General features: G+C 61.1%; 16 protein-coding genes. 10 read left to right on the top strand and 6 right to left on the bottom strand.

Annotation, left to right across the window (positions count from 1 at the left end; genetic code table 11):
- Positions 1 to 44: 44 nt before the first annotated feature.
- Complete coding sequence (locus M1L53_RS08515) at positions 45 to 1,337, bottom strand: glycosyltransferase family 4 protein (protein ID WP_007728855.1); 1,293 nt, start codon at positions 1,335 to 1,337, stop codon at positions 45 to 47.
- Positions 1,338 to 1,745: 408 nt separating this feature from the next.
- Here M1L53_RS08515 and M1L53_RS08520 point away from each other — a divergent pair, with 408 nt between their 5' ends.
- From M1L53_RS08520 to M1L53_RS08550, 7 genes are all read left to right on the top strand, one after another.
- On the top strand, positions 1,746 to 3,008 hold the full coding sequence (locus M1L53_RS08520) for a hypothetical protein (RefSeq protein ID WP_007728853.1): 1,263 nt from the start codon (positions 1,746 to 1,748) through the stop codon (positions 3,006 to 3,008).
- Positions 3,009 to 3,174: 166 nt separating this feature from the next.
- A complete protein-coding gene (locus M1L53_RS08525) occupies positions 3,175 to 4,479 on the top strand; it encodes a hypothetical protein (RefSeq protein ID WP_007728852.1) in 1,305 nt (434 codons plus the stop codon).
- Entirely contained in the window at positions 4,476 to 5,912 is a 1,437-nt protein-coding gene (locus tag M1L53_RS08530) for an oligosaccharide repeat unit polymerase (protein ID WP_054188775.1), read from the top strand. Before M1L53_RS08525 ends, M1L53_RS08530 begins: the two co-directional genes overlap by 4 nt.
- Positions 5,909 to 6,712: an SGNH/GDSL hydrolase family protein gene (locus M1L53_RS08535; protein ID WP_007728848.1), complete on the top strand. Its 804-nt coding sequence runs from the start codon at positions 5,909 to 5,911 to the stop codon at positions 6,710 to 6,712. The genes M1L53_RS08530 and M1L53_RS08535 overlap by 4 nt, the downstream gene beginning before the upstream one ends.
- Positions 6,709 to 8,124 (top strand): capsular exopolysaccharide biosynthesis protein, encoded by a 1,416-nt coding sequence (locus tag M1L53_RS08540; RefSeq protein ID WP_007728846.1) that lies wholly within the window; start codon positions 6,709 to 6,711, stop codon positions 8,122 to 8,124. Before M1L53_RS08535 ends, M1L53_RS08540 begins: the two co-directional genes overlap by 4 nt.
- Entirely contained in the window at positions 8,121 to 9,902 is a 1,782-nt protein-coding gene (locus M1L53_RS08545) for a polysaccharide biosynthesis tyrosine autokinase (protein ID WP_007728844.1), read from the top strand. Before M1L53_RS08540 ends, M1L53_RS08545 begins: the two co-directional genes overlap by 4 nt.
- A 254-nt stretch (positions 9,903 to 10,156) precedes the next feature.
- A complete protein-coding gene (locus M1L53_RS08550; RefSeq protein ID WP_136471215.1) occupies positions 10,157 to 11,542 on the top strand; it encodes a glycoside hydrolase family 71 protein in 1,386 nt (461 codons plus the stop codon).
- On the opposite strand, the gene M1L53_RS08555 is transcribed toward M1L53_RS08550, so the two are convergent.
- Both M1L53_RS08555 and M1L53_RS08560 read right to left on the bottom strand, forming a co-directional pair.
- Positions 11,543 to 12,775, bottom strand: a complete 1,233-nt coding sequence (locus tag M1L53_RS08555) for a lipase family protein (protein ID WP_083471248.1) — start codon at positions 12,773 to 12,775, stop codon at positions 11,543 to 11,545.
- Positions 12,772 to 14,610, bottom strand: coding sequence for a serine aminopeptidase domain-containing protein (locus M1L53_RS08560; protein ID WP_168422010.1), 1,839 nt, complete (start codon positions 14,608 to 14,610; stop codon positions 12,772 to 12,774). Before M1L53_RS08560 ends, M1L53_RS08555 begins: the two co-directional genes overlap by 4 nt.
- A gap of 135 nt (positions 14,611 to 14,745) precedes the next feature.
- Here M1L53_RS08560 and M1L53_RS08565 point away from each other — a divergent pair, with 135 nt between their 5' ends.
- A complete protein-coding gene (locus M1L53_RS08565; RefSeq protein WP_142006234.1) occupies positions 14,746 to 16,008 on the top strand; it encodes an Hsp70 family protein in 1,263 nt (420 codons plus the stop codon).
- A gap of 15 nt (positions 16,009 to 16,023) precedes the next feature.
- On the opposite strand, the gene efeB is transcribed toward M1L53_RS08565, so the two are convergent.
- The 3 genes from efeB to efeU are packed head-to-tail and all read right to left on the bottom strand — an operon-like array spanning position 16,024 to position 19,352.
- Complete coding sequence (gene efeB, locus M1L53_RS08570) at positions 16,024 to 17,304, bottom strand: iron uptake transporter deferrochelatase/peroxidase subunit (protein ID WP_007728831.1); 1,281 nt, start codon at positions 17,302 to 17,304, stop codon at positions 16,024 to 16,026.
- Complete coding sequence (efeO, locus tag M1L53_RS08575) at positions 17,305 to 18,435, bottom strand: iron uptake system protein EfeO (protein ID WP_007728830.1); 1,131 nt, start codon at positions 18,433 to 18,435, stop codon at positions 17,305 to 17,307.
- A gap of 14 nt (positions 18,436 to 18,449) precedes the next feature.
- Positions 18,450 to 19,352, bottom strand: a complete 903-nt coding sequence (efeU, locus tag M1L53_RS08580; protein ID WP_003946279.1) for an iron uptake transporter permease EfeU — start codon at positions 19,350 to 19,352, stop codon at positions 18,450 to 18,452.
- A gap of 140 nt (positions 19,353 to 19,492) precedes the next feature.
- On the opposite strand from efeU, the gene M1L53_RS08585 reads away from it, so the two are divergent.
- Both M1L53_RS08585 and eno read left to right on the top strand, forming a co-directional pair.
- Entirely contained in the window at positions 19,493 to 20,305 is an 813-nt protein-coding gene (locus tag M1L53_RS08585) for a lytic transglycosylase domain-containing protein (RefSeq protein ID WP_116058051.1), read from the top strand.
- 214 nt (positions 20,306 to 20,519) lie between these two features.
- On the top strand, positions 20,520 to 21,806 hold the full coding sequence (gene eno / locus M1L53_RS08590; protein ID WP_003946309.1) for a phosphopyruvate hydratase: 1,287 nt from the start codon (positions 20,520 to 20,522) through the stop codon (positions 21,804 to 21,806).
- Position 21,807 lies beyond the last annotated feature (1 nt).

The raw sequence follows: 21,807 nt of genomic DNA on the forward strand, positions 1-21,807 counted from the left end.
TCCGAGTCGAGATGTGTGAGGTTTTGTTCCGAGCGGCTCGCGTACTAACTGCGGCCGGCCACCAGCTCGCGGATCCACTTTTCGCATTTGTCGATGGACGCGGTTTTGCCAACCGAGGTGGCGCAGTAATGGACCCCGGCGGCACCAAGTCTGGCGGAAGTCTCCGCGTCGCCCGCGAGTTGTAGGGCTGCAGAGAGCAGGCCTGCGGGATCACCGTTCTGAGTGACGACCCCAGCACCGGAGGCACGGATCTCGTCGGCAGTCGTAGATGCCACATCGGTTGCGGCGACAATCGGGGTACCGCTGCTGAAATACGACGTCAGCTTGCTCGGCACTGCCATCCCGACGATCCCGGGTGCCTCGTTGACCAGTAAAACGTCGGCGGCGGCCATGGCAGTGCGGAAATCCTGGTCGTCGAGTGGGCGGACGAAGTCGATTCGATCGACTCCGACTGCCGCGGCTTCGAGGTTCGGTCGCTGATTGCCGTCACCGACCAGAACGAATCGGATTGGCAGACTCTGCTCGTCGGCGAGTCGAGCGGCCTCGACGACATTTTCCAGACCTTGTTTCAGGCCCATGTTTCCGGTGTGCAGAACAATGGTTTCGTCAGGCGACCAACCGAATTTGGTGCGTGCGGCGGTGAGATCGTCCACATCGATCGGCGTCACGTGCGTCCAGTTCCGAACCACTGTGACTCGTTCGCGTGGGACGTGAAGTTCGTTGACGACATGGTCGACGAAACGGTCATGGACGACGGCGATTCCGTCGGCGGACTTCACGACAGCCGCCTCGAGCCTGGACGTTGCGCGGGCACTGCGGCCTGTCATCGCACCGGTCTCCACGACGCCTTGACCGTACAAGTCGTGTACCCAGACCCCGATGGCCGGACGTTTGGGTGTCAGCCGAGCACGTCCGAGGACCATCGCAGTGGCCAGCAATGCCGGACTGGTGCACACGATTACGTCAGGTGTGTTCCATCCGGAACTGGCGGCACGTGCGCCGAAACTCAGCTCCATCTTGATTCGTCCCAAGGCATTCGGTGGGCTGGGCACGAAGTGGCGGCGTCGGTGAACGTGAACGCCGTTCACGACCTCGTCGATCGACCGTCCCTGGTAGGAAGCGTCGATTTCCCACGCCGGATAGTGCGGGTACCCGGTGACGACGTGCACCTTGTGCCCGCGCTCGCCGAGGGACTCGGCAAGGTCCGTCATGTACGGGGCTATCCCCGTGGTTTCCGGCGCGTAGTTGATGCCGAGAATCGTGATGTTCAGCGATTCGACGGGACCACGATTGGATAACTCGAAAGTCGCGGAGACGTCACCAGGTTTGTCGTGCATCTGGTCGATCTGGGTGCTGATGACGAACCTCCAGTTGGTAAACTGCGCTTCAAACAGTCAAATGGTTTGGTTTACGCTATTTAAGCCCTATTTCCACGGTTTATCAACTGGTCTCATGTCGTGCTTCGATCGCCGGGAGCGATGTTGCTGCATCAGATGGAGGCGAGCCTGTGCGTGCGTAGTGTTAACCAGAAGGTTGCAACAGGGTGATGGGTGGACTGGCCTCGTTGGGCAATTTCGAATGTGGCGGAGCGCACTGGCGGAAGGCGGAGATTTCGATCCGGCCGCGGGTTCCCTCGGAGGTTCTGCAAACTCGCTGAAACCGGCGCACGGTTGTTTTGCCGCGAACGAAGGGAAATTGGTCGGTGAGGATTGAATTTCGGGCACACGTGATCGTGGAGGGATGAAGTGAAGGTCGATCCGCTGGCAAGCACGTACTGCTGTCACGCGCAGGAGTCCTTCGGCCCAGTTGATAGAGCTGGTGTCGTAGCCGTTGTCAACGAGTGGATCTCGGAGACTTTCGAAGCGGGTATCGGGGTCTTCCCCCTGATTTTCGAGATGCGTACCGCTGGTGAGGGTTCGCCTACTGCCTCGTTACACGGACTGGGTGCCGTCGAAGGAATGCGCGTGGCCGACGTGTCTTCGGCGATAGGCGTCGAGGTATTCGACCGGACATTGTTCAAGTATTTCAATGCGCGACGATTCAGTGACCCTCGCGAGATCACTGTCGTCGTTGCACGCAACATGATCGGCCTGATCTATTCACACATGTTTGGTGACGAGACGGTCTTCATGCCGAAATCAGAACGACTCTTTCTTGCGTTGTCGGGTCTGGATCCGGCGCTTGGTCCGCGCTCTCCCGCTGTGCGCAGATTGTCGAAGCGTCGGATCGTTGCTGCCGGGCTTTTGATGGCGTCGACCAATCCCTTGATTGCCGCGACGTCCCTGAGGCGAATCCTCAGTGGTACAAGTATGTTCCAGCGTGAGGTGGTGAGTCGGCGGGCATCGGGAAACGCAATCTCGTCCTCGGCCGTATCCACGGAACCTGTTCGCGGGTGGTGGCTCTCCGTTCGTTTGGTTGCAGCACCTGGAACCCGTGTGCCTTCCGTGTATTTCTATTGCGCAGTGCTCGCGGCTCTGGAGTGCGGCCCCGACGTCACTCATCACGTGGTTGTCGACCTGCGATCGGCATCGCCCCTACTGGCGAGGACAGGGGGGAATGCGTTCAGTCACATTCCTTTCCGGGCAGATTGGACAGCTAGTAGTCCCCTCGAAGTGGCTTCGCAGGTTCGGTCGAGGATTCGCTCCGGCGAGGCGCTCGTCCGGCGTGCTGCTGGGGAGTTGGTCGGACGGCGCAATAGTCGGTCCCGGGCCGACCCTGATGGCGTGGCGTCCCCGATGGTGCTTGCAACTACAATGTCGTGTTTTCGGGTGCCCGGTGATCGAGATCATGCGTTCAGTGGTGGTGATCTGGCGTTCGCGAGGGGAATGCAGACACTCGAGCCGGCAGTTCTCGCGTCCAACATGCGCACGACGGGCCGCTACGCCGACTGTACATACAGCCATTCGGGTAATTTCGTCGATCTCGAGAAGATGCGTTCGGCCGTCAACGCTGCGGCCGCCTACCTCGGGCTTCGAATCGCGGTCAACACTGGCTCGCACTTCGACTAGAGAAGGTTCGTCTGGAGGAGGTTCTCTCTCTGGAGGAATGCACGAAGGCAACCCCGGCTACTTCGCAGTAAACAATCCTATAGACTGTTTCAGGTGGACTGAGCCGACCGACGGTTTCAATTTGATCTCAGTCTGGAGACACCACGTGTGCAAGGGAGGTGGGGTCGTGGCAGGTCTGAAGCTGCGAGTGCTGTTCAGTGCGGGTGACCAAGTGCTGTCCAGCGTAAGTAACGCGTTGATTCTGTTCGCGATGGCCGGACCGTCCTCCGTCAGTGAGTTCGGTCTGGCGATCCTTGTTTTCTCCATCCTCACGGCTGCGCTCGGATTCGTTCGAGGTGCAGTTGGCACACCCCTGCTGTTGATGAGTGCCCACAGTCGCAACAGGATTCGCGCGGAGAGCAGACATGCGATCTCGGGTGCTGCCACCTTCGGAGTCCTGGTTGGGATCGTTGCCTTCGGAGTCTCGGTTTTCCTTCACGAACCGCAGGTAGGGATTGCATACGCCGTTGCCGCGCCGGTTGTTCTCGCGCAGGATGCCTTGCGGTTCACCGCGATGTCGATGGGAGAACCGGAACACGCGTTCTTCAGCGACGCGTTGTGGGCGAGTGCGGCGTTCGGTGTCCTTGTCGTGACTTGGATTCGACCAGAGGCACTTTCGATCGCAGAGATGATTTGGTTGTGGTCCGTCGCCGGAGGACTCGCACTCGTTTACCTGATGATTCGCGTACAGACGCTACCGCGACTGACTGGTCTGTATCGCTGGTGGGCGTCGTTCTGGACTCATCGAATCCGGTTCGGATTCGAGAGTGGCATCGACCAACTGGCTGCAATCGTGATCGTCGCGGTGTCCACGGCCTTCATCGGAACGGTGGCTGCCGCGTCTTTGCGCGGAGCCGTGACCGTCCTGGGGCCGTTCGCCGTGCTGATCAGTTCTCTTCCACTGATCGTCATTCCCGAATCGGTGCGGGCCGGCCATACCGCGCGCCAGGTGTGGAGCACACTGCGTTATGCAGCGTGGCTCACATCTGCGATGGCGGCAACGATCGGATTCGCCGCTCCCTTCCTTCCAGATGCACTCGGCCGAGTCGTTCTAGGAGAGTCCTGGGCCGAGGCTCGCCATGTTCTGCCGTTTCTCGGACTCGAGTACGCGGCGATCTGTTGGATAGCGGGTGTTTACAATCTCTACCGCACTCAAGGAGCCAGCGGACGACTGCTCAAGCTGCGAATTGTCCAGAGTCTCACGGCAATCGTCATCTGCAGCGCGGCCGCGGCCCTCACGGGAACCGCGGTCGGAGTCGCGATCGGGCTGGCGGTCTCGTCCGTCCTCGTTGCGGTGTGCCTGGTGGTCGCTGCCCAACGGAAGCACTCCGGCCGTGAAGACCCCGCGAGCGTGCCGTCCACTGCTGATCGTGCCGAACCAGGCGATCTGCGCCGAACACGAACAGGCGCACTGGCCGGGACGACCACGTGAAAACAATTTCCAGCGGGCGGACAAAGCCTCACGAGTTCGCGGAATTCGACGTCGGGCGGCAGGACTCGTTGATGCCACCGCTGTTTGCGATCTGGACCGCGGTGATCATGGTGATCATCGTGCCTTTCGCAGTCGTCGAGTTCACTCCGACACCGCCAGGGCGTGTATGGATGGCGGTACTTGCCGTCACCACGATTTCGGGACTGCGCTATGCGTGGATTGTGGGCGAGGGCTTTCGTCGGCTCGTCGAGATGTCGTTCTGGGTTTTCACCTATGTCTTCATGGGTCTTGCCCCACTTGCCCAGCTCCGCCTGCGAGAGATTCCTCCTACGACGCCCCGAGTGGATCCGTCCCTCAACTCGACAGCGGTGGCTATCGTCCTTCTGGGAATCGGCGGCTTCCTGGTGGGATTAGTGTTCTCCGGAGCGGTGTGGCGTCGAATCAAAGACACGCGATGGGGAAACGCCACAAGCGTGCGTGTGGATCCCGTTCGGGTTTTGATTCTTGCCGGTTGCGCCCTGGTCGCCAACGCGTACTACATCAAGAAACTTGGTGTAGGGACGCTTCTGTCGAGCCGAAGTGCCGTGGTGGAGCAGGCGAGTGCGTCGCTGGGGCAATCCACGGTCGCCAGCATCATCGGCGCCGTCGCGATGATGTCCTTGCTTGTCGCATTCATCGCGGTGGTCAAATACCGTGATCAGAATCCGGGAGCCGATCGTTTATTTCTTCTCTGCGCCATCGTGCTCGGAGCCGTGCTGTTGTTGACTTTCAATCCGATCTCGAGTGCGAGGTATCTGTTCGGTACTGCAGCACTAGCCGTGGCGGCACTTTTCGGACTCTTCGCGACCCGTGGTCGTTTCCGTGTGGTTGCCTTGCTTGCCGTGGCTGCACTTGTCCTGGTCTTTCCGCTCGCCGATGCGTTCAGGTACAGCACGTCGGCACAGTTCAAGACAAGCTCGCCTCTCGAATCGCTCACGTCTCCGGACTACGACGCATTTGCGCAGGTCAACAACACCGTCAACTTTGTGAATACGCACGGGGTTACCGATGGCAAGCAGGCACTCGGAGTTGTTCTTTTCTGGATTCCGCGGACCATCTGGCCCGGCAAAGCTACGGACACGGGCATCCTGCTCGCGGAGAGCCGCAACTACACGGTCAAGAACCTTTCTGCTCCGTTGTGGTCCGAGCTGTTCGTCAACGGTGGGTGGATCGCGCTGATTGTCGGAATGGTTGCTCTAGGCTTGATCGCAGGGATTCAGGACAGGCGAATCGAACTGTCGCTGCGCCAGTCCAGGGCGCCGACGATCCTTGCCTGCATCCTGCCCTTCTACCTGATCATTCTGCTCAGAGGATCACTGCTGCAAGCGATGTCGTACTTCCTCGTCATCATCGGTTGTGCATTCTTCGTCTCACGGCGGGAGGTGACTCGATGACTCGGACGAACCGATTCTCGTCGAGAATCTCTGCCCGTCGCCCGCTGGAACTCGTGGGCCTTGCTCTGCTGGTGGTACTGGTCGTTTGTGCGACGGCGCTGGCGGTGCGTCAGAATTCGGCTGCCGGAAACGGCCGGTCCGCCCTCACAGCAGCGACAACGGTTCCTCAGTTGCCGCCGGACACAGCGCCGGCATCGATGTGGTTCGGCGACAGCTTCACTGCGGGCATCAACGGAATCGGGCTCGGGGCATACCCGAGAATCATCTGCGTCCGGATGGGGTGGGACTGCAATGTCGATGCTCAGGGAAGCACCGGTTTCACCAACGACGGCGCACCCGAGTATCAGGGAACTACAACACGATTCGAGAATCGACTACAGGTGTCGATCGAGCGGTATCGAGCGGACATCATTTTCGTGGACGGTGGGCGAAACGATCTGCACATGAGTCCGATGGATTTGTTTCCCGTCATGACGTCGTACATCGATACCGTCCGGGATGCATGGCCGGATGCGCGTCTGGTGATCATCGTGCCGACATACGTCACACCTGTGCCGTACGACGGATACGACCAATTCGTATCAGCGCTGCGAAGTTACGGGGAATCGGTTGCCGCGACCGTGATCGATCCTGTTGCCGACGGTTGGTACGCCGACGTGGACCTCACGACACTGAAATTCGAGGACGGTGTGCACCCGAATGCAGTGGGGAACGCAGTGATTGCTCAGAAACTGGTGGAATCGCTGACCGCCTCCGGTGTGATTCGCGAGGGCGCGCCGAATGGGGGGATTCTGCGATGAACCCGTCCCGCTTCTTCGGAGTCCTTCGTGACAAGTGGGTTGTCGTCGGCATCTCGACATTGCTCGGCCTGCTGGTAGGCGTTCTGCTGACATTGCTCACGCCGACCACTTTCAAGTCTTCGACCCAGCTCTTTCTCACCACGCCAGGGTGGGGTACACCGACCACTCTGGGCAATGCCGATTCGAGCCCTTTCCAAGGTGACGAATTCTCGCAGCAACGAGCGGGTACGTACACGCGTCTGGCGGAGGGTGCCGACTTCTCGGCCCGCGTCGCAAGTCGTCTGGGCGAGAGTGGTCTGCGTGACGTCGAAAGCATTTCGGTTCGCGTTGTGCCCGACACCGTGTTGCTCGAAATCTCTGGCACCACCGACAGCGCAGACCGGGCGTTGCAACTGACGAACGCGGCTTCGGATGAGATGAACGAGACGATCCGGCGACTCGAGACGCCGAGTGGGACTTTGATCCCGACGGTTCAGCCGCTGACTGTCGTCACGGCGTCAGCACCGACGAGCCCGGCTGGTCCGCAGACGATTCCGAACGTTCTTCTGGGGTTGGTCGTCGGATCGCTGGTTGGAGTGACTGGTGTGATCTTGGCTGCTGCGAGGTCGAGAGCAGTTCAGGGTGTCGACGAATTAGCGGCCTGGACGGGTCTACCTGTGCTCGAGTCGATCCCGTACCTCGGTGACAGGGGATTGTCCGCCGAGGAAGGTGCTCAGTCGGCATCGAGAAGTTATTTTGAGAGACTGCAGTTCAACCGAGATCTCATCGGGTCAGGTACGCCCGCGTCACCCGTGCTCGTGACCGCTGCCGACGAGGGGAAGATCAGCAGGTTCGCAGCTGGCGGCATCGCCGATGCTGCTTGCGCTCTGGGGTATTCGGTGGTTCTCGTCGACTGCAACTTCCGATCCTCGCGTGCACATATCGAGTTCGGGGTCACCGACATCGTCATGTCGGACAGCGTCCTCGATGATGTTCTGATCTCGACACCGCTGCATCCGACTCTCCTCCGGAGCGGTTCGCCGACCGAAACTCCGGAGCGAGTCTTCGAGTCTGAGTCGTTCAGGCGCATGCTGCGAGATCTGAGTGCCAGGTTCGACGTAGTGGTTGTTTTCGACTCCGGCGGGACGCAGTACGCCGACTCGGGCCGACTGGCCAAGGTATGCCGTTCGATAATCCTTGTCGTTCAGTCTCATTCGACAAACATGCAGACGGTGATGACGAAGATTCACGATCTGGAAATCGCAGGAGCGAAAATCGAAGGTTCGGTCCTCTTGACGACCACGCGCCGAACGCAGCGAGGGGCAGTGTTGCCCGTGAATCGGCCAGACACAACTGACTCGGTGGCAAGTTACACGCCACGGCGCGACGGAGACACACGCACACAGCGATCTCCAAGAAAGGCGAACACATGAATGCACTCAGCACTGCCGCGCGAATTCTGAGGCGGGGGTGGGCAATACCTGTCTTCGCGGTGCTCGGCTTGATCCTCGGTGCTTTCATGGCCATCTCGAGTCCGTCGTCCTACACGTCGACAACTGTGCTGTTCATCGGCTCGCCGATCAGTGCTGACTCGGCTGGCGCCTACCAGGGCGATCTGTTTTCTCAGCAACGAGCGGCGACCTATGCCCAACTGTTTTCGAGCGACGATCTGGCGGTCAAGGTGATCGACGACCTGGGTCTTCCAATGAGCGGACATGAGTTGGCCTCGCAGGTTTCGGCGGCAGCAGTTGAGAAAACTGTGCTCTTGCAGGTCTCTGTCACGGATTCGACGGCCGAAGGATCGGCCGGTATCGCCAATGCGTATGCGAAGAATTTTGCACAATATGTGGGGCAGTTGGAGACCCCTAACGGTGGTGGCCGTCCGAATACCTCCGTCCAGGTGGTCACCGAGGCCAACGCTGAAGATGCCAGTGGGGGTTCGAATCTCGTGATGACGTCCCTGTTCGGCCTCATCGGTGGCCTGGTCGTCGGCATCGGCGTCCGGGTGCTCCTTGGGCGACTCGACCGGTCCGTTCGAAGCGCTTCCATGCTCTCGGCCGTTGCAGGTGTACCGATTTTGGCGACAGTTCCGGAATCGGCCTCGCGGGGATTTCGCGCGTTGACGTTCCCCGCCGACGGCGCGACCGCCTATGCCGAGTCGATACGCAAGCTCAGGACAGGTATCGAGTTCGCCGGCCCGAGTGCCGACGCGATCCGTTCGGTCCTCATCGCCTCGCCTCGGTACTCGGAGCCTGCGGGGTGCATCGCAGCCGATCTCGCGGTTGTCCTGTCCGAAGCGGGACGTCGAGTGCTGTTGGTGGACGGTGACTTGAGGTCGCCGAGCTTGGATTCATACCTCGGTATCAAGCCGGCAGTCGGCTTTTCCGACGTGCTGGCCGGTGCGATTCCGCTCGTGGACGTGCTCGTTCAGGTACCCGGTCGCTCATTGACTCTGCTGCCCGCCGGCTCGATACGATCCGATTCCGGTGATGCCATCGCATCGGTCTCGGCACGCGAGATGCTTTCGGAAGCCTCCGAGAAATTCGAATACACGATCGTCGTGGGTCCACCGTTGTCGCTCTATTCCGATTCGGCTGTGATCGGCTCAGTCGTCGACGGCGTGGTTCTTGTTTCAACACAGAGTATTTCGTCGGTCGACGAGGTGGAAGGCGCAGCGACCACGCTGCGCGCTGCCGGCGCGAACCTGTTGGGCGCGGTGCTGTCGGGTGTCGGACGGGGTGGCTTGGTCAAGGTCCGCAGCCGTGTGAGTGTGGTGGACGAGCCTGCGGCGAACGAGCCTCCGGTGAATGATGCATCGAATGAACCAGTCGGCGCGTGGCCTCCCGTTGAAGGCGGAGCCGGCGCGCAGGTAATACACGCAGAACCAGGTGTGGGATCGACGGGGAAGAATGAAGTGGAGAAGCATGATTCGGGGGATTCGGTCGAATCTCCGGCCGAAGATATGCGCATCGATTTCGACGAATGGGAGCCGGCGGAGACTGAGGGGCGCTACACGCGCAGTGATCTGGACAGTCCGACAGTGGCGATCCCTCGCTCGATGCTCCGCACAAAGGTCGCGCAGAAGGCGAACCTCTCGAGTGACGAGTTGCCGACCGATAAGCGGCAGGTAAGATCACTCGGTGGGAACGGCGATTCCGATTCCAGGTCGAATCACCCGCCGCAAGCTTCGGATTCTGTGCAGCAGAATTGAATTGGAATTCGATTTCCAGGTTCGGGATGTCAACGTCACCGGACATTGCGGCGTAAGGCCGTGTGTGAGAAGGGGTGGCTGATTCGGTGAACGCCGATGCTCGAAAACGGAAACGGGTGAGTATCGAAGGTTCGCGGGACAGGAAATTTCGTGCAGTTGCCATCGGCATTGCGCTGGTGTCGTCAGTGCTTCTCGTAGTGGCCGGCCTCAGGCTCTCTGATGGAGTGGACCCAAACGCGAGGGTTGACGCGGCGGTGTCATCACATCCCGCCGTCGAGCTTCCGGACAACGGACAGTCGACCGCCAAAATGGTCTTTGCGCACTACTTCCCGCCGTATCCCCTTTCGATCGACAACCTACCGTCGGGCGAAGACTATTACGCCACGCAGTATCTCAATCCGAACGGTGAACGAGGTTCATACGCCGCATTCGGAGGGTTTCTTCGAGACCGACCGCAACCACGGCCTGTTTCAGCTGACCCACAGTGGAGGCAGCGAGATCTCGAAGATGAAGTGCGGCAGGCAATCGACGCGGGAATCAGTGGGTTCTCGGTTGACATTCTGACGAAGTCGTCGAACCCGTTGTGGTCTTCGTCCGTTCCGTCCCAACTTCTCGCCGCTTCGGCTGCGGTTGATCCTGCGTTCGAAATAATGCTGATGCCGGATATGAACGGCGAACTCGGCACATTGGACCCCGCGAATCTGGCAGGCGAGTTGTCGCAGTACGCGTCATCGCCGTCGGTTTTTCGATTGACGGACAACCGGGTGGTGATTTCGCCCTTTCTTGCCGAGAAACACGACCCGGCGTGGTGGTCGCAGTTTCTCGAAATCATGAAGGCCCGCTACGGGATCGAGGTGGCCTTCGTTCCACTCTTCCTGAACTCCACCACGAATATGGATTCATTCGCGTCGATAAGCTATGGAATGTCGACGTGGGGTGGACGTAACCCTTCCTTCAATCCAGTGACGGACACCGGGATCGGCTCGCCACTGGATCAGGTGAACCGAGCGCACGCTCTCGGCAAGATATGGATGCAGTCGGTCTCGTTCCAGGATGCGCGTCCCAGCCAATCGGTTTTCGACGAAGCGCAGAACACTGGGAATCTCCGAAACACCTGGCAGATTGCGCGCGAATCGGATAGCGAATGGGTGCAACTAATTTCGTGGAACGACTACAGCGAAGGTACGGCGTTTGCACCGAGCGAGGGGCACGGTCGTGCGCTGCTCGATTTGAACGCATATTTTGTCGACTGGTTCAAGACCGGAACGGCACCGGCGATTGCACGTGATATCGCGTACGTCACCTATCGGAACCAGCTGTCGTCCGCGCAACCCGCACTACCCTCGGTATCACCGATGATTCTGCGTGCGGGGTCGTCCCCGGTTCGCGACACGATCGAGGTTTTGACCTTCTTGGTCGAAGGTGCCGAAGTGAAAGTTACGGTCGGCGGTACGACGACCACGTGCAGTGCCGATACAGGGATGGACATCTGCACGGTTCCATCGGCGGTCGGCGCCGTCTCGGTCAGCGTGGTTCGAAACGGGGCGGAAGTGGCTTCGGCGAAGGCACATTCAGACGTCGTGTCCACTCCTGCGGTTCAGAACATGGAGTACCTGGTCGATTCGAGTTTTGGACGATAATCAGCAGTCCGACGGCGGTGACTCGCCTCTGAAGCGCGCTTGGAGCCAGACTGCGGTCTCGGACCCCGGATCCAGATTATTGTGAGTTTGGCCTGCCCTGACGATGTGCTGCACCGAATCGCCGAACGCACAGGCATTGTCGACGGCCTCTTGCACCCACTGCGGGCGGATCGTCTGATCAGCGTCGCCGTTGATGACCAAGAGTGGTCCTCCGGCCGGACGCTGCGGAAGGGCGATCGATATGAGCCAGTCGCGCAAGACTGCTCCGGCCTCGTCGGAGTTCGGCAGGGTATCGGCGGGATTCAGTCGTGATGCTTGTTCGCCGCGTTCTTTCAACACCGGACCCGCACATGCCAGCCACATCGCAGAGTTGCTCGCCAGCGCGCCGTGTAGGTAGTTGCCTGGATCGGTGCCGGGTCGAGCGATGGTCAGCCCAGATACTACGTACGACATCATGATCTGCTGTTCATGCGTCAGCCACTGCGACTGGGCCAAGTCGGCGAGCTTGGAAAGATCTGCCGCCGGAGCCAGCGCTACCGATCCGACAAAATTCAATTCGGGCGCGTAGAAACCGGACAACTCTGCCGCCGCCCATGTCGCCTGCCCGCCGATCGACACGCCGAGTCCTGCCCATTTCCCGGACGTGTCCGGGACCATTTCTCGCGCCGCGCGAACTCCGTCGATCAGGTTGAATGCGCTGGTGTTCGGATCGAGGTACGGGTTGATGCCGCCTGCCGGACCCAATCCTTGGTAGTCGGTCATGACTGCGACGAACCCAAGTTTCATCAAAGGGACGATCGTGCTCGCGTAACCCAGGAGATTCGGGTACATCGAAGGTCCGCACTCCGCAGTCACTCCCGTTGTGCCGTGACCGACGGTGACAACAGACCGCCCGCCGGGTGGTGGATCGCCTTCCGGAACGAAGACGACTCCAGACACGACCGTTGGGCTTCCGTCCATACCTGAAGTTGATCGGTACGTGATCTGGCGGGCAGTCGCGCCCACGTCGGCGATCAGTGGATCGATTTCGTCGAACGCGGACGCACTTTCCAGTTTGCCTCTGGCCGCGACGGCGTCGGCGCTGATCGAGGGAAGAGGTACGGACGTAGGAGTCGGTTTTGAGGGCCTTGTGTGGGCAGTGCAACCGGTCAGAAGCGCCACGGTTGTCGCTGCAACGACTACAAATACTTGGGACGACGTTGTAATTCCGTCCCGGGTAGACGTGCGCATCATGCTCCGAGTCGCTCCTGATCGCGCTTCGACACGGCGAGTTTTCGGTCTCCGAACGCATCGAGTGCAGAGGCAACTATCAACCGGCGGACGCGTTCTCGCGAACTGCGATGGAACAGGTTGTGATCGCCGGAGCCTGAGAACAAGACCTGTGGAGGATTCCTCGATCTCGAAAGACGCGCTATACCTCGTCGGCCTCTGTTCGCCTCGAACCACGCTTCGTCTTCCGGCGAGAGTGACACTGCAGTTTTTGTCCCGCGGCGGGTCAAGGTCCGAAGCATCGACTCGGGGGCATTGACCAATCCGAGGAAACCGAGACCGAGCCACACCGGGTAGGGGACGTACCGCTGAGCTCGTCGTCCGGAATTGCGAATTGTTCTGGCCACGAGGAAAATTCGGTTTGCAACGTCAGACTCCATTGCATCGACGTGTGCTTTCTTCACTGGTGGTCGGCGATTGTTGATCGACCAGTTCACTATGTTGAGAAGCACCACGGACCTTGCGCCGCGCTGGCTTGCTGCATAGGCGCCCATCCATGCGCCGGAACACATTCCGACGTGCATCCGGCGGGACGGCGGCACGTCGAGAGTGTCGACGAGATCCAACACATTGCGGCGCGCTTCCGGAGACACGATGGGCGTGCTCTCGTCGGTGCAGACCGTGCCGCTGTCTCCTGTGCCCATCCTGTCGAAGCGAATCGAGCGAATACCGTGCGAGGCGAGAGTTCGAGCGGACTCGACCCACAGTCTCGCCGGCCCGATCCGGTGCTCGTTCGCGGTGCTGTGAAAGATCGCTGTGGCAGCGTGGCTCGCGGTCGTGCGGGATGCGGTGGAGATTGCAAATAGTGATCCGGTGGACCGTCGTTCCAATATTTCCCAGACTTCTTCGCCGTCGTCAGCCGTCGCGACATGCGCCGCCGACGTGATCTCTGGATCGACGGAAGTCTTGTCCTCGCCGAATTGTCGCGACACCCAACTCGAAATCCGCTGTATGTCGTGCGTAGGCACCGAGAGTACGAAACTGCTGGGGGAAACGAACTGATTCTGGCGTTCGACGAATATGCGTTCAGCACCGGATCGCTCGAGCATCCGTACCACGCGGGGCGAATCAGCGAATTCAGGGCGAATCGCGGCGAGGACTTTCGTCGACGAACTCGGATCGAACGTGCTGAGGTCAAGTCCGGAAAGGTCATTCACCGCTGCGGAAGCCAGCAGGCCGCCGACGATCGATGTGCAATCGTCGTGGTGGGGGTCGTCGTCGACCGAAACGCGGTACAGCGACGTCAGTTCTCGAACATAGGCCCTACCGGATATGACCGGATCCCACAAGACCATCGCACGTAGGTCGCCAAGTGTATCTACGGTGGACGCGGCCAGTAGGGCCCCTGCACGCAAACCTGCGACGGCAACGGACTCGATACCTGTGCGCCGCACGTACGAAACGGCTGCTGTCACGCTGGCCTGCCAGTGCGCAACTGCTAGCGGGTCATCCTGCCGACCGGATGAATCTCCTTGTCCCTCATAGTCGAAACGAAGAGCGAGGAATCCGTGCTCGGCAAGTTCTTGGGCGAGTTGGCGCAGTCCCCGATAAGCGCTGATGTGTTCCTTCGCGAGGGGTGGACATATGACCACGGCACCGCGCACGGCAGCATCCGACGGCAGGTGAACCGAGGCGAACAGTGCCCCATCACCAGGGCCCGGAATCCACGTGTCGATCGTGCGAATCCCGGTCGGTGTCTGGCGGTCGCGGAGGCGCCGGGTGGTGATCGCCAGCAGGGTGGGGTTGGGTGCGTGTAGTGCGGACATCACGGTTGTCATGTTGGCCATCGATTTGTTCAAGGACCTCTCCACACATTGATTCGGCCTGCCAGTTTCGCGTAGTTCTCCGGTTTCCAGAGGATCCGGTAAACTTCCCGCTACAGATAACATACCGCAAGTATGTTTTGCGGCGGATGAACAGTGCAAGAGTTGGATATGGGGGTGCGTACAGCGATGGATCCAGTGTTCGGTGCGTCGTTGGGCGCTGCCTCGGTTCGTATTGTTCGGGCCGACCCCCAGCCGGAAACCGGATCCACGAGCGGTCGATTCCTGACTCGGACTGTAGATGCATACGACGCCTCTCCGGTCCGGACAGCCGCGATTCACCTAGTTGCTGCGGTTCGCGGGGACACGTCACGGATGGTCATTTCGGTTCCCGACGAGCGGCAGAACGTAGCGCTCGAATCAGAACTGCGTGCCCGAGGTATCGAGGGCGTTGTCACGGTGCCGGAAGCGGTTGCCGTTGTCGCGTTGGTACGGACTTCGGGTGCGGCCGAAGTTTTTCGGTTACTTACAGTTCTCGATATCGGTCGAACCGGAGTGACTGTCTCGATGATCGAGATCGGGACCGCGACAACCATCGCGTCCACGCGGTCGACGGCGCTCGCCGGTGACAGGCTCGACGGGGTTGTCGCGGAGTTACTTCCGGCAACCACTGTTGATGCAGCCCTCGACGCTGATTCAGCGTTCGACGCCCGCGAAGTCAAGGAGTATCTCGCCAGTGGCTCCCGTCGTGCGCAGGTGATGCCCGTTCCCGAATCCATGTGCATCCGTTTCGATTCGGTTGTCGAGCGTGAAGTCGAAGACACGCTGATGGTGATTCGAGAAGTTGCGGCACGAGCTCGGTGTGTCCCTGACGCTTTGGTTCTCGTCGGAGGAGGCGCCCGAATTTCACTGGTGGAGAAGATACTCGCGCGGGAGTTTTCGGTACCGGTGATCAGGCCGGCCGAGCCCGAGCTCGCCTCGGCCAAGGGCGCAGCATTGATAGCCGAGGTCTTACATCAGGAGCACCCCAGCTCGGAAGTCGCGGTTTCGGACGTCGCGGTTTCGGCAGTCTCCGACTCGGAAATCGCAACGGATACTGTAGAAATGTCTTCCGATCAGGCCGTGGTGCACAGCGTCGGTGAAACCGAAGAAGACACCGAATCGGATTCGCTACCTGCTGGTGGGCTTGGGAGGATGCAAATCCTTGTGGGCGTCGGGTTCTCGATGGTTGCGCTGACCAGCTTCCTCGCGTGGGCGGTGCTGCGCCCGTTTTCGGATCCTGCACAGGCGGAACCGCCGCAGGCGCAAACAACGGCAATTGTCGCGCCGGTACCTACCTCCGACTTGCTGCCGCCGACCACGACCAGAGCAATCGATCCACTGACCGAGCGGAATCGGGCACCGGTCAATTTGGTGCGTTCGTGGAGGTACTGAACACAGAGACTCGCGTCAGGTGAACAGTTGGGAACTCCAGTCCTTGCCGTCGGCGAGACCGCCGGGGCAAGCGAAGACCGCAGAACCGACGTGCTGGATGTATTCGTTCAGCGCATCGTGTCGTGAAAGGTTTTGCTGCATCGGAATAAACTGCTCGACCGGATTCCGGCAGTACGCAACGAAGAACAGTCCCGCGTCCAGGTGGCCGAAGCCATCGGAGCCGTCCGTGAAGTTGTATCCGCGGCGCAAGATCTGAATCCCACCGAGTTCCTCGGCAGAGGCCAGGCGCACGTGTGAATCCTCCGGGATGACGAAGTCGTGTCCCATTTTGGAATCGAGATCGAGCTCGTCGAACTCGTCCTTGCCACCGAGCGGCGCTCCGCTCCGTTTGGAGCGGCCGATGACAGCTTCCTGTTCCTTGAGTACTGCGCGATCCCACTGCTCGATCAGCATGCGGATTCGTCTGGCGACGAGGAATGATCCGCCTGCCATCCAGGCCTGATCGTCAGTGGGATCAACCCAGACGTGCTGGGCGAGTGCGTTTGGATCTTCCGCCTTGATGTTGGCTGTTCCGTCCTTGAACCCGAACAGATTTCGTGGTGTCGCCTGCGTCGTCGAGGTCGAGGATGTTCGTCCGAACCCGAGTTGTGACCATTTGACCGACGCGGTCCCGAACGCGACTCGCGCGAGGTTGCGGATCGCATGGACGGCAACCTGGGGGTCGTTGGCGCACGCTTGGATGGCGATGTCGCCCCCGCTGCGATTCGGATCGAGGTTGTCCGCACGGAAGTGGGGGAGATCGAGCAGGGCAGCAGGTTTCTTGTTTGCGAGACCGAAACGGTCGTCGAAAAGTGACGGTCCGAATCCGATGGTCAGGGTGAGTTGCGACGGCGCGAGATCGAGTGCCTCACCCGTGTCGCTCGGTGGTGCATACGGACCGTCGCCGGTCGCTCCGTCCTCGGTTGCTTCCTGACCCGCCGTCATTCGTTCGGCCATCGCCGTCCACGTCTGCAGCAGCGTGATCAGTTCGTCGCGCGACTTCGTCGTCACATCGAAAGCGACGAAGTGCATACGATCCTGGGCCGGCGTCGTGATGCCTGCCTGATGCTCGCCGCGAAAGGCGACCACGTCTGCGTGATCGGCGCCGGAACTCTCGTCGGCGGTCACCCGCCCGATGACGGCACCGGCACCGGCCAGGACGGCGCCGGCCCCCACGGCGCCGAACAGTCGGCGCCGTGAGACTGCGTGCGGTGCTGCGTTTTCCGCAGCGGGTGTGCCTTCTGGTGAATCAGTCATCTACTGTCCCGCGACTACTTCCTGGACCTGGCTGACCTCGGCGGACAGTGCATCGATTTTACGCGAGAGTTCCTGACGCTGCGCCTCGGTGACGGTGTCGTAGTACACGAATCCGTCGCCGACCCGGAACTGCGCCAGCGCAGCGTCGAGGTCGGCGAATCGGTCAGCGATGCGCTGGGCGAGCTCGGGATCACGTTCCTGCAGGATCGGGTTCAGTGCCGCGATCGCCGCTTGCGAGCCGTCGACGTTGGCCTGGAAATCCCACAGGTCGGTGTGCGAGAAGATGTCTTCCTCACCGGTGATCTTGGAAGTCGAGATCTCGTCGAGCAGTCCTTGGGCGTCGCCGGCGATCTTGGTTGGATCGATCGTGTAATCCTCGGCATTCAGCTGGTCGGCAAGATACTGAATGTCTTCGAGCAGTTGATCGGCGACCGCGTTGGTATCCGGCTGAAGCCCGGTCACCCACAAATCTTTCTCGAGGCGGTGGAATCCCGTCCAGACCTGACCGAGCTCCAGATCCGCTTCGCGCAGGTCCAGCTTGGGATCGAGTTCGCCGAAGCTCTCGGCTTCGGGTTCGATGCGCTCGTAGTAGGTACGTGCGATCGGGAAGAGTGCCTTCGCCTGGTCGACGTTGCCGGACTGGACGGCGGCGACGAACTGAGCTGCGGTGTCCTGCAGCGCGACGATCTGGCTGCGGATGTACCTCCGGTAGCCGTCGGCAGCTTCGGCGAGTTGGCCGCTCCCGTCGGTGGCCGCCTGCGAATCGCCCGTGACGACGAAGTCCTGACGGATGCCGGTTCCGACCATGCCCGGCTTGCACGCGAGTTGATAGGTCGCAGCCTCGGGGAGGGAGACGATCAGCTGCCGGGTAAGGCCGGGGCCGATGTTCTCGACTTCGCCCATCGCTCGATCGCCCTCGGCGAAGACGTAGAACTCGGTGACCTTCGAGCCGTTGTTCGTCACCTGGAACGTCGAACTGCCAGTGGTTCCAGTGGTGGCACTGACGTCACACGAATCGTCGGTGGCCGTGACGACGATGTCGCCGTCGCTCGCGGTCGTCTTCTCGGTGCATGCGGCGAGGGAGAAGGGAAGTACCGCGGCCGTGGCCAGTACGAGGGTGGATTTACGCATGTCGGCAATGCCTCTCAGGATTTTTCGGGAACGTGTGTGTCGTGCGCAGGCGGGGTTGTCGGTTCCGATGGGCTCGACGGAAGGGGACGTAGGAAGAGCGCGAGGACGACTACGAGGTAGACGACCCATGCGACGGCTTGCAGGACGGTCGGGTCCGGGCGGAAGTTGAAGATTCCGGCGAGGACGGTGCCGTACCAGGTCGACGGGTCGTAGCCGGGTGTCAGGTTGAACGCGAGATTCGAACCGCCCGGCAGGACGTTTCCGGTCTGCAGAGCGCGAACACCGTACGAGAGGATTCCGGCGGCTACGACGATGAGGAAGATCGCCGTGTACCGGAAGAAGGTCGTCAGGTTGAGACGGAGGGCGCCGAAGTACATGGCGACGGTCAAGACGGCGGCCAGGAGAATTCCGAGGAGCAGTCCGACCAACGGCCAGGAGCTGCCTGCGGTGTTCTCGGCGTAACCGACCATGAGCAACGCAGTCTCGACGCCTTCACGACCGACCGCGAAGAACGACAGCGACAAGATGGCGACGGGTCCGGCGATCAACGCCTTCTCCATCCCCGCTTTCAGATCTCCGGAAATGTTTTTGGCGGCCGTGCGCATCCACAAGACCATGATCGTGACGATGACGACGGCGATCAGGGAGGCAACGCCCGCGATGATCTCTGCGGTCAGGCCGTCGACCGTCGACGTTCCGTAGTGGATCGCGAAGAAGATGATCGCCACCATCGCGACGGCGATCGCGACGCCGAGCCACACCCATTTCAGTGCGTCCTTGCGCTGGGCCTTCACGAGGTAGGCGGCGAGAATCATCACCACGATGCCCGCTTCGAGGCCTTCGCGCAGACCGATCAGGCCACTGCCGAATAGCTGGGTGGCAACTGATGGTGTGCTCGCGGCAGCGAGTACCGACACGGGCACGGGCGACTCCTGACTGAGTGAGTGCAACAGCTTCTGACGAACGCATGAGGCTAGGCCAGCCTTAACTCAGAAGAAGATACTCCATCATCGACGGCGAACCATGCTCTCACCTGTACTTTTGCTGTTCTTTACCAATGGATTCGGGAGTAGTTCACTCGCATGTGGATGATGGAGGGGTGTACCGAACTCCCGCAGCCCGCAGAAGTCCCCGGCGTCTCTCGCGAGCCGTAGCAGCAGTAGCTGCCGGAACAGCTTTGCTGGGCGCAGGCGTCGTGGCTTGCGGATCGAACGAACCGAAGGTTGCTATTCCCGAGGGCATACCCCCAGGTACCGGCTCTCCGACGCCGCCGATCGACATCAATGCTCCCGGCCGCAGTGCTGATCAACTCGCCGACTGGGCAGCGGGATTGTCGGACGACATCGGGATCGGGACGACGGCACTCGAGGCCTACGGGTACGCCGCCGCGGTGATGGCCGAGACGCTTCCCGGCTGCGGAATCGGGTGGACAACTTTGGCCGGTATCGGCAGCGTCGAGAGCCGCCACGGGACCTACGACGGCTCGTCGGTCGACGCGTTCGGCCAGGTTGCTCCGATCATTCGGGGAATCCCTCTCGACGGTGGCCCGGGAGTTGCCGAGATCCCCGACACCGACGGCGGGGCGATGGACGGCGATCCAGTGCACGACCGTGCGATGGGGCCCATGCAGTTCATCCCCGAGACGTGGCTCAAATGGGGAGTCGACGCCAACGGCGACGGCCGGGTGGACCCCGACAACATCGACGACGCTGCCCTCACGGCCGCCCGCTACCTGTGTGCACGCGGGGGAGACCTCACTTCCGCTGCCGGATGGCAGCAGGCACTGATGGCGTACAACCTCTCGGGCGACTATCTCGCGCTCGTTCGTGATCGTGCGTCGGCGTATTCAGTCGGGGTACGGCCGGACTGACGGTGATCGATCCGCAGGTCGGACCCGTGACCGCGCGTCGATAAAGAAGCCTTCGGCCCGTGCGGTTAGGCTGTGTGCTGGCACTACAGAGGTGCTGGCACTGCAGAGGCCCAGCCGCGATCGTGGTCCTCTTTCGACCGGAGGGGTCGGAGCCCAAGTGTCAAGCACGCAGAGCGTGCCCCAATGCGAAGCCCATTCGAAGGAGAACCACACAGTGGCCAGTATTGAGCAGGTCGGAGCTCGCGAGATCCTTGATTCCCGTGGTAACCCCACGGTTGAGGTCGAGGTTCTGCTCGAAGACGGAAGTTTCGCCAGGGCTGCGGTGCCGTCCGGCGCTTCGACGGGTGAGCACGAAGCCGTCGAACTGCGCGACGGTGGCGCACGCTACGGCGGAAAGGGCGTCGAGAAGGCCGTGGAGGCTGTGCTCGGCGAGATCGCTCCTGCCATCATCGGCATCGACGCAACCGAGCAGCGCACGGTCGACCAGGCGCTGCTCGACGCGGACGGCACCCCGGACAAGTCGCGTCTCGGCGCAAACGCTCTGCTCGGTGCCTCGCTTGCCGTGGCTCGCGCCGCCGCCGAGTCCTCGGGCCTCGAGCTGTTCCGCTACGTCGGTGGCCCCAACGCTCACGTTCTCCCTGTCCCGATGATGAACATCCTCAACGGTGGCGCACACGCAGACACCGGTGTCGACGTCCAGGAGTTCATGGTTGCTCCCATCGGCGCACCGAGCTTCAAGGAATCGCTGCGCTGGGGCGCCGAGGTCTACCACTCCCTGAAGTCGGTTCTCAAGGAGAAGGGCCTCTCCACCGGTCTCGGCGACGAAGGCGGATTCGCGCCCGACGTCGCAGGCACCAAGGAAGCACTCGACCTCATCACGATCGCCGTGAACAAGACCGGCCTCAAGCTGGGTACCGACGTCGCGCTCGCTCTCGACGTCGCTGCCACCGAGTTCTACACCGACGGCACCGGCTACAAGTTCGAGGGCAAGAACCGCACCGCGGCCGAGATGGCGGCGTTCTACGCCGAGCTCATCGACGCCTACCCGCTCGTTTCCATCGAGGATCCGCTCGACGAAGACGACTGGGACGGCTGGGTCGCACTCACCGATCAGATCGGCAACAAGATCCAGCTCGTCGGCGACGACCTCTTCGTCACCAACCCCGAGCGCCTCGAAGAAGGCATCGTCAAGGGTGCGGCCAACGCACTCCTGGTGAAGGTCAACCAGATCGGCACCCTGACCGAGACCCTCGACGCCGTCGATCTCGCTCACCGCAACGGCTACAAGACGATGATGAGCCACCGTTCCGGCGAGACCGAGGACACCACCATCGCCGACCTCGCGGTTGCCGTCGGCAGCGGCCAGATCAAGACCGGTGCTCCGGCACGCAGCGAGCGCGTTGCCAAGTACAACCAGCTGCTGCGCATCGAGGAAAACCTCGGCGACGCAGCACGTTACGCCGGCGAGGTTGCGTTCCCGCGCTTCGCTTTCGAGGCCTGAC

Source organism: Rhodococcus sp. T9N, assembly GCF_024436645.1.
GTDB classification, from domain to species: domain Bacteria; phylum Actinomycetota; class Actinomycetes; order Mycobacteriales; family Mycobacteriaceae; genus Rhodococcus_F; species Rhodococcus_F qingshengii.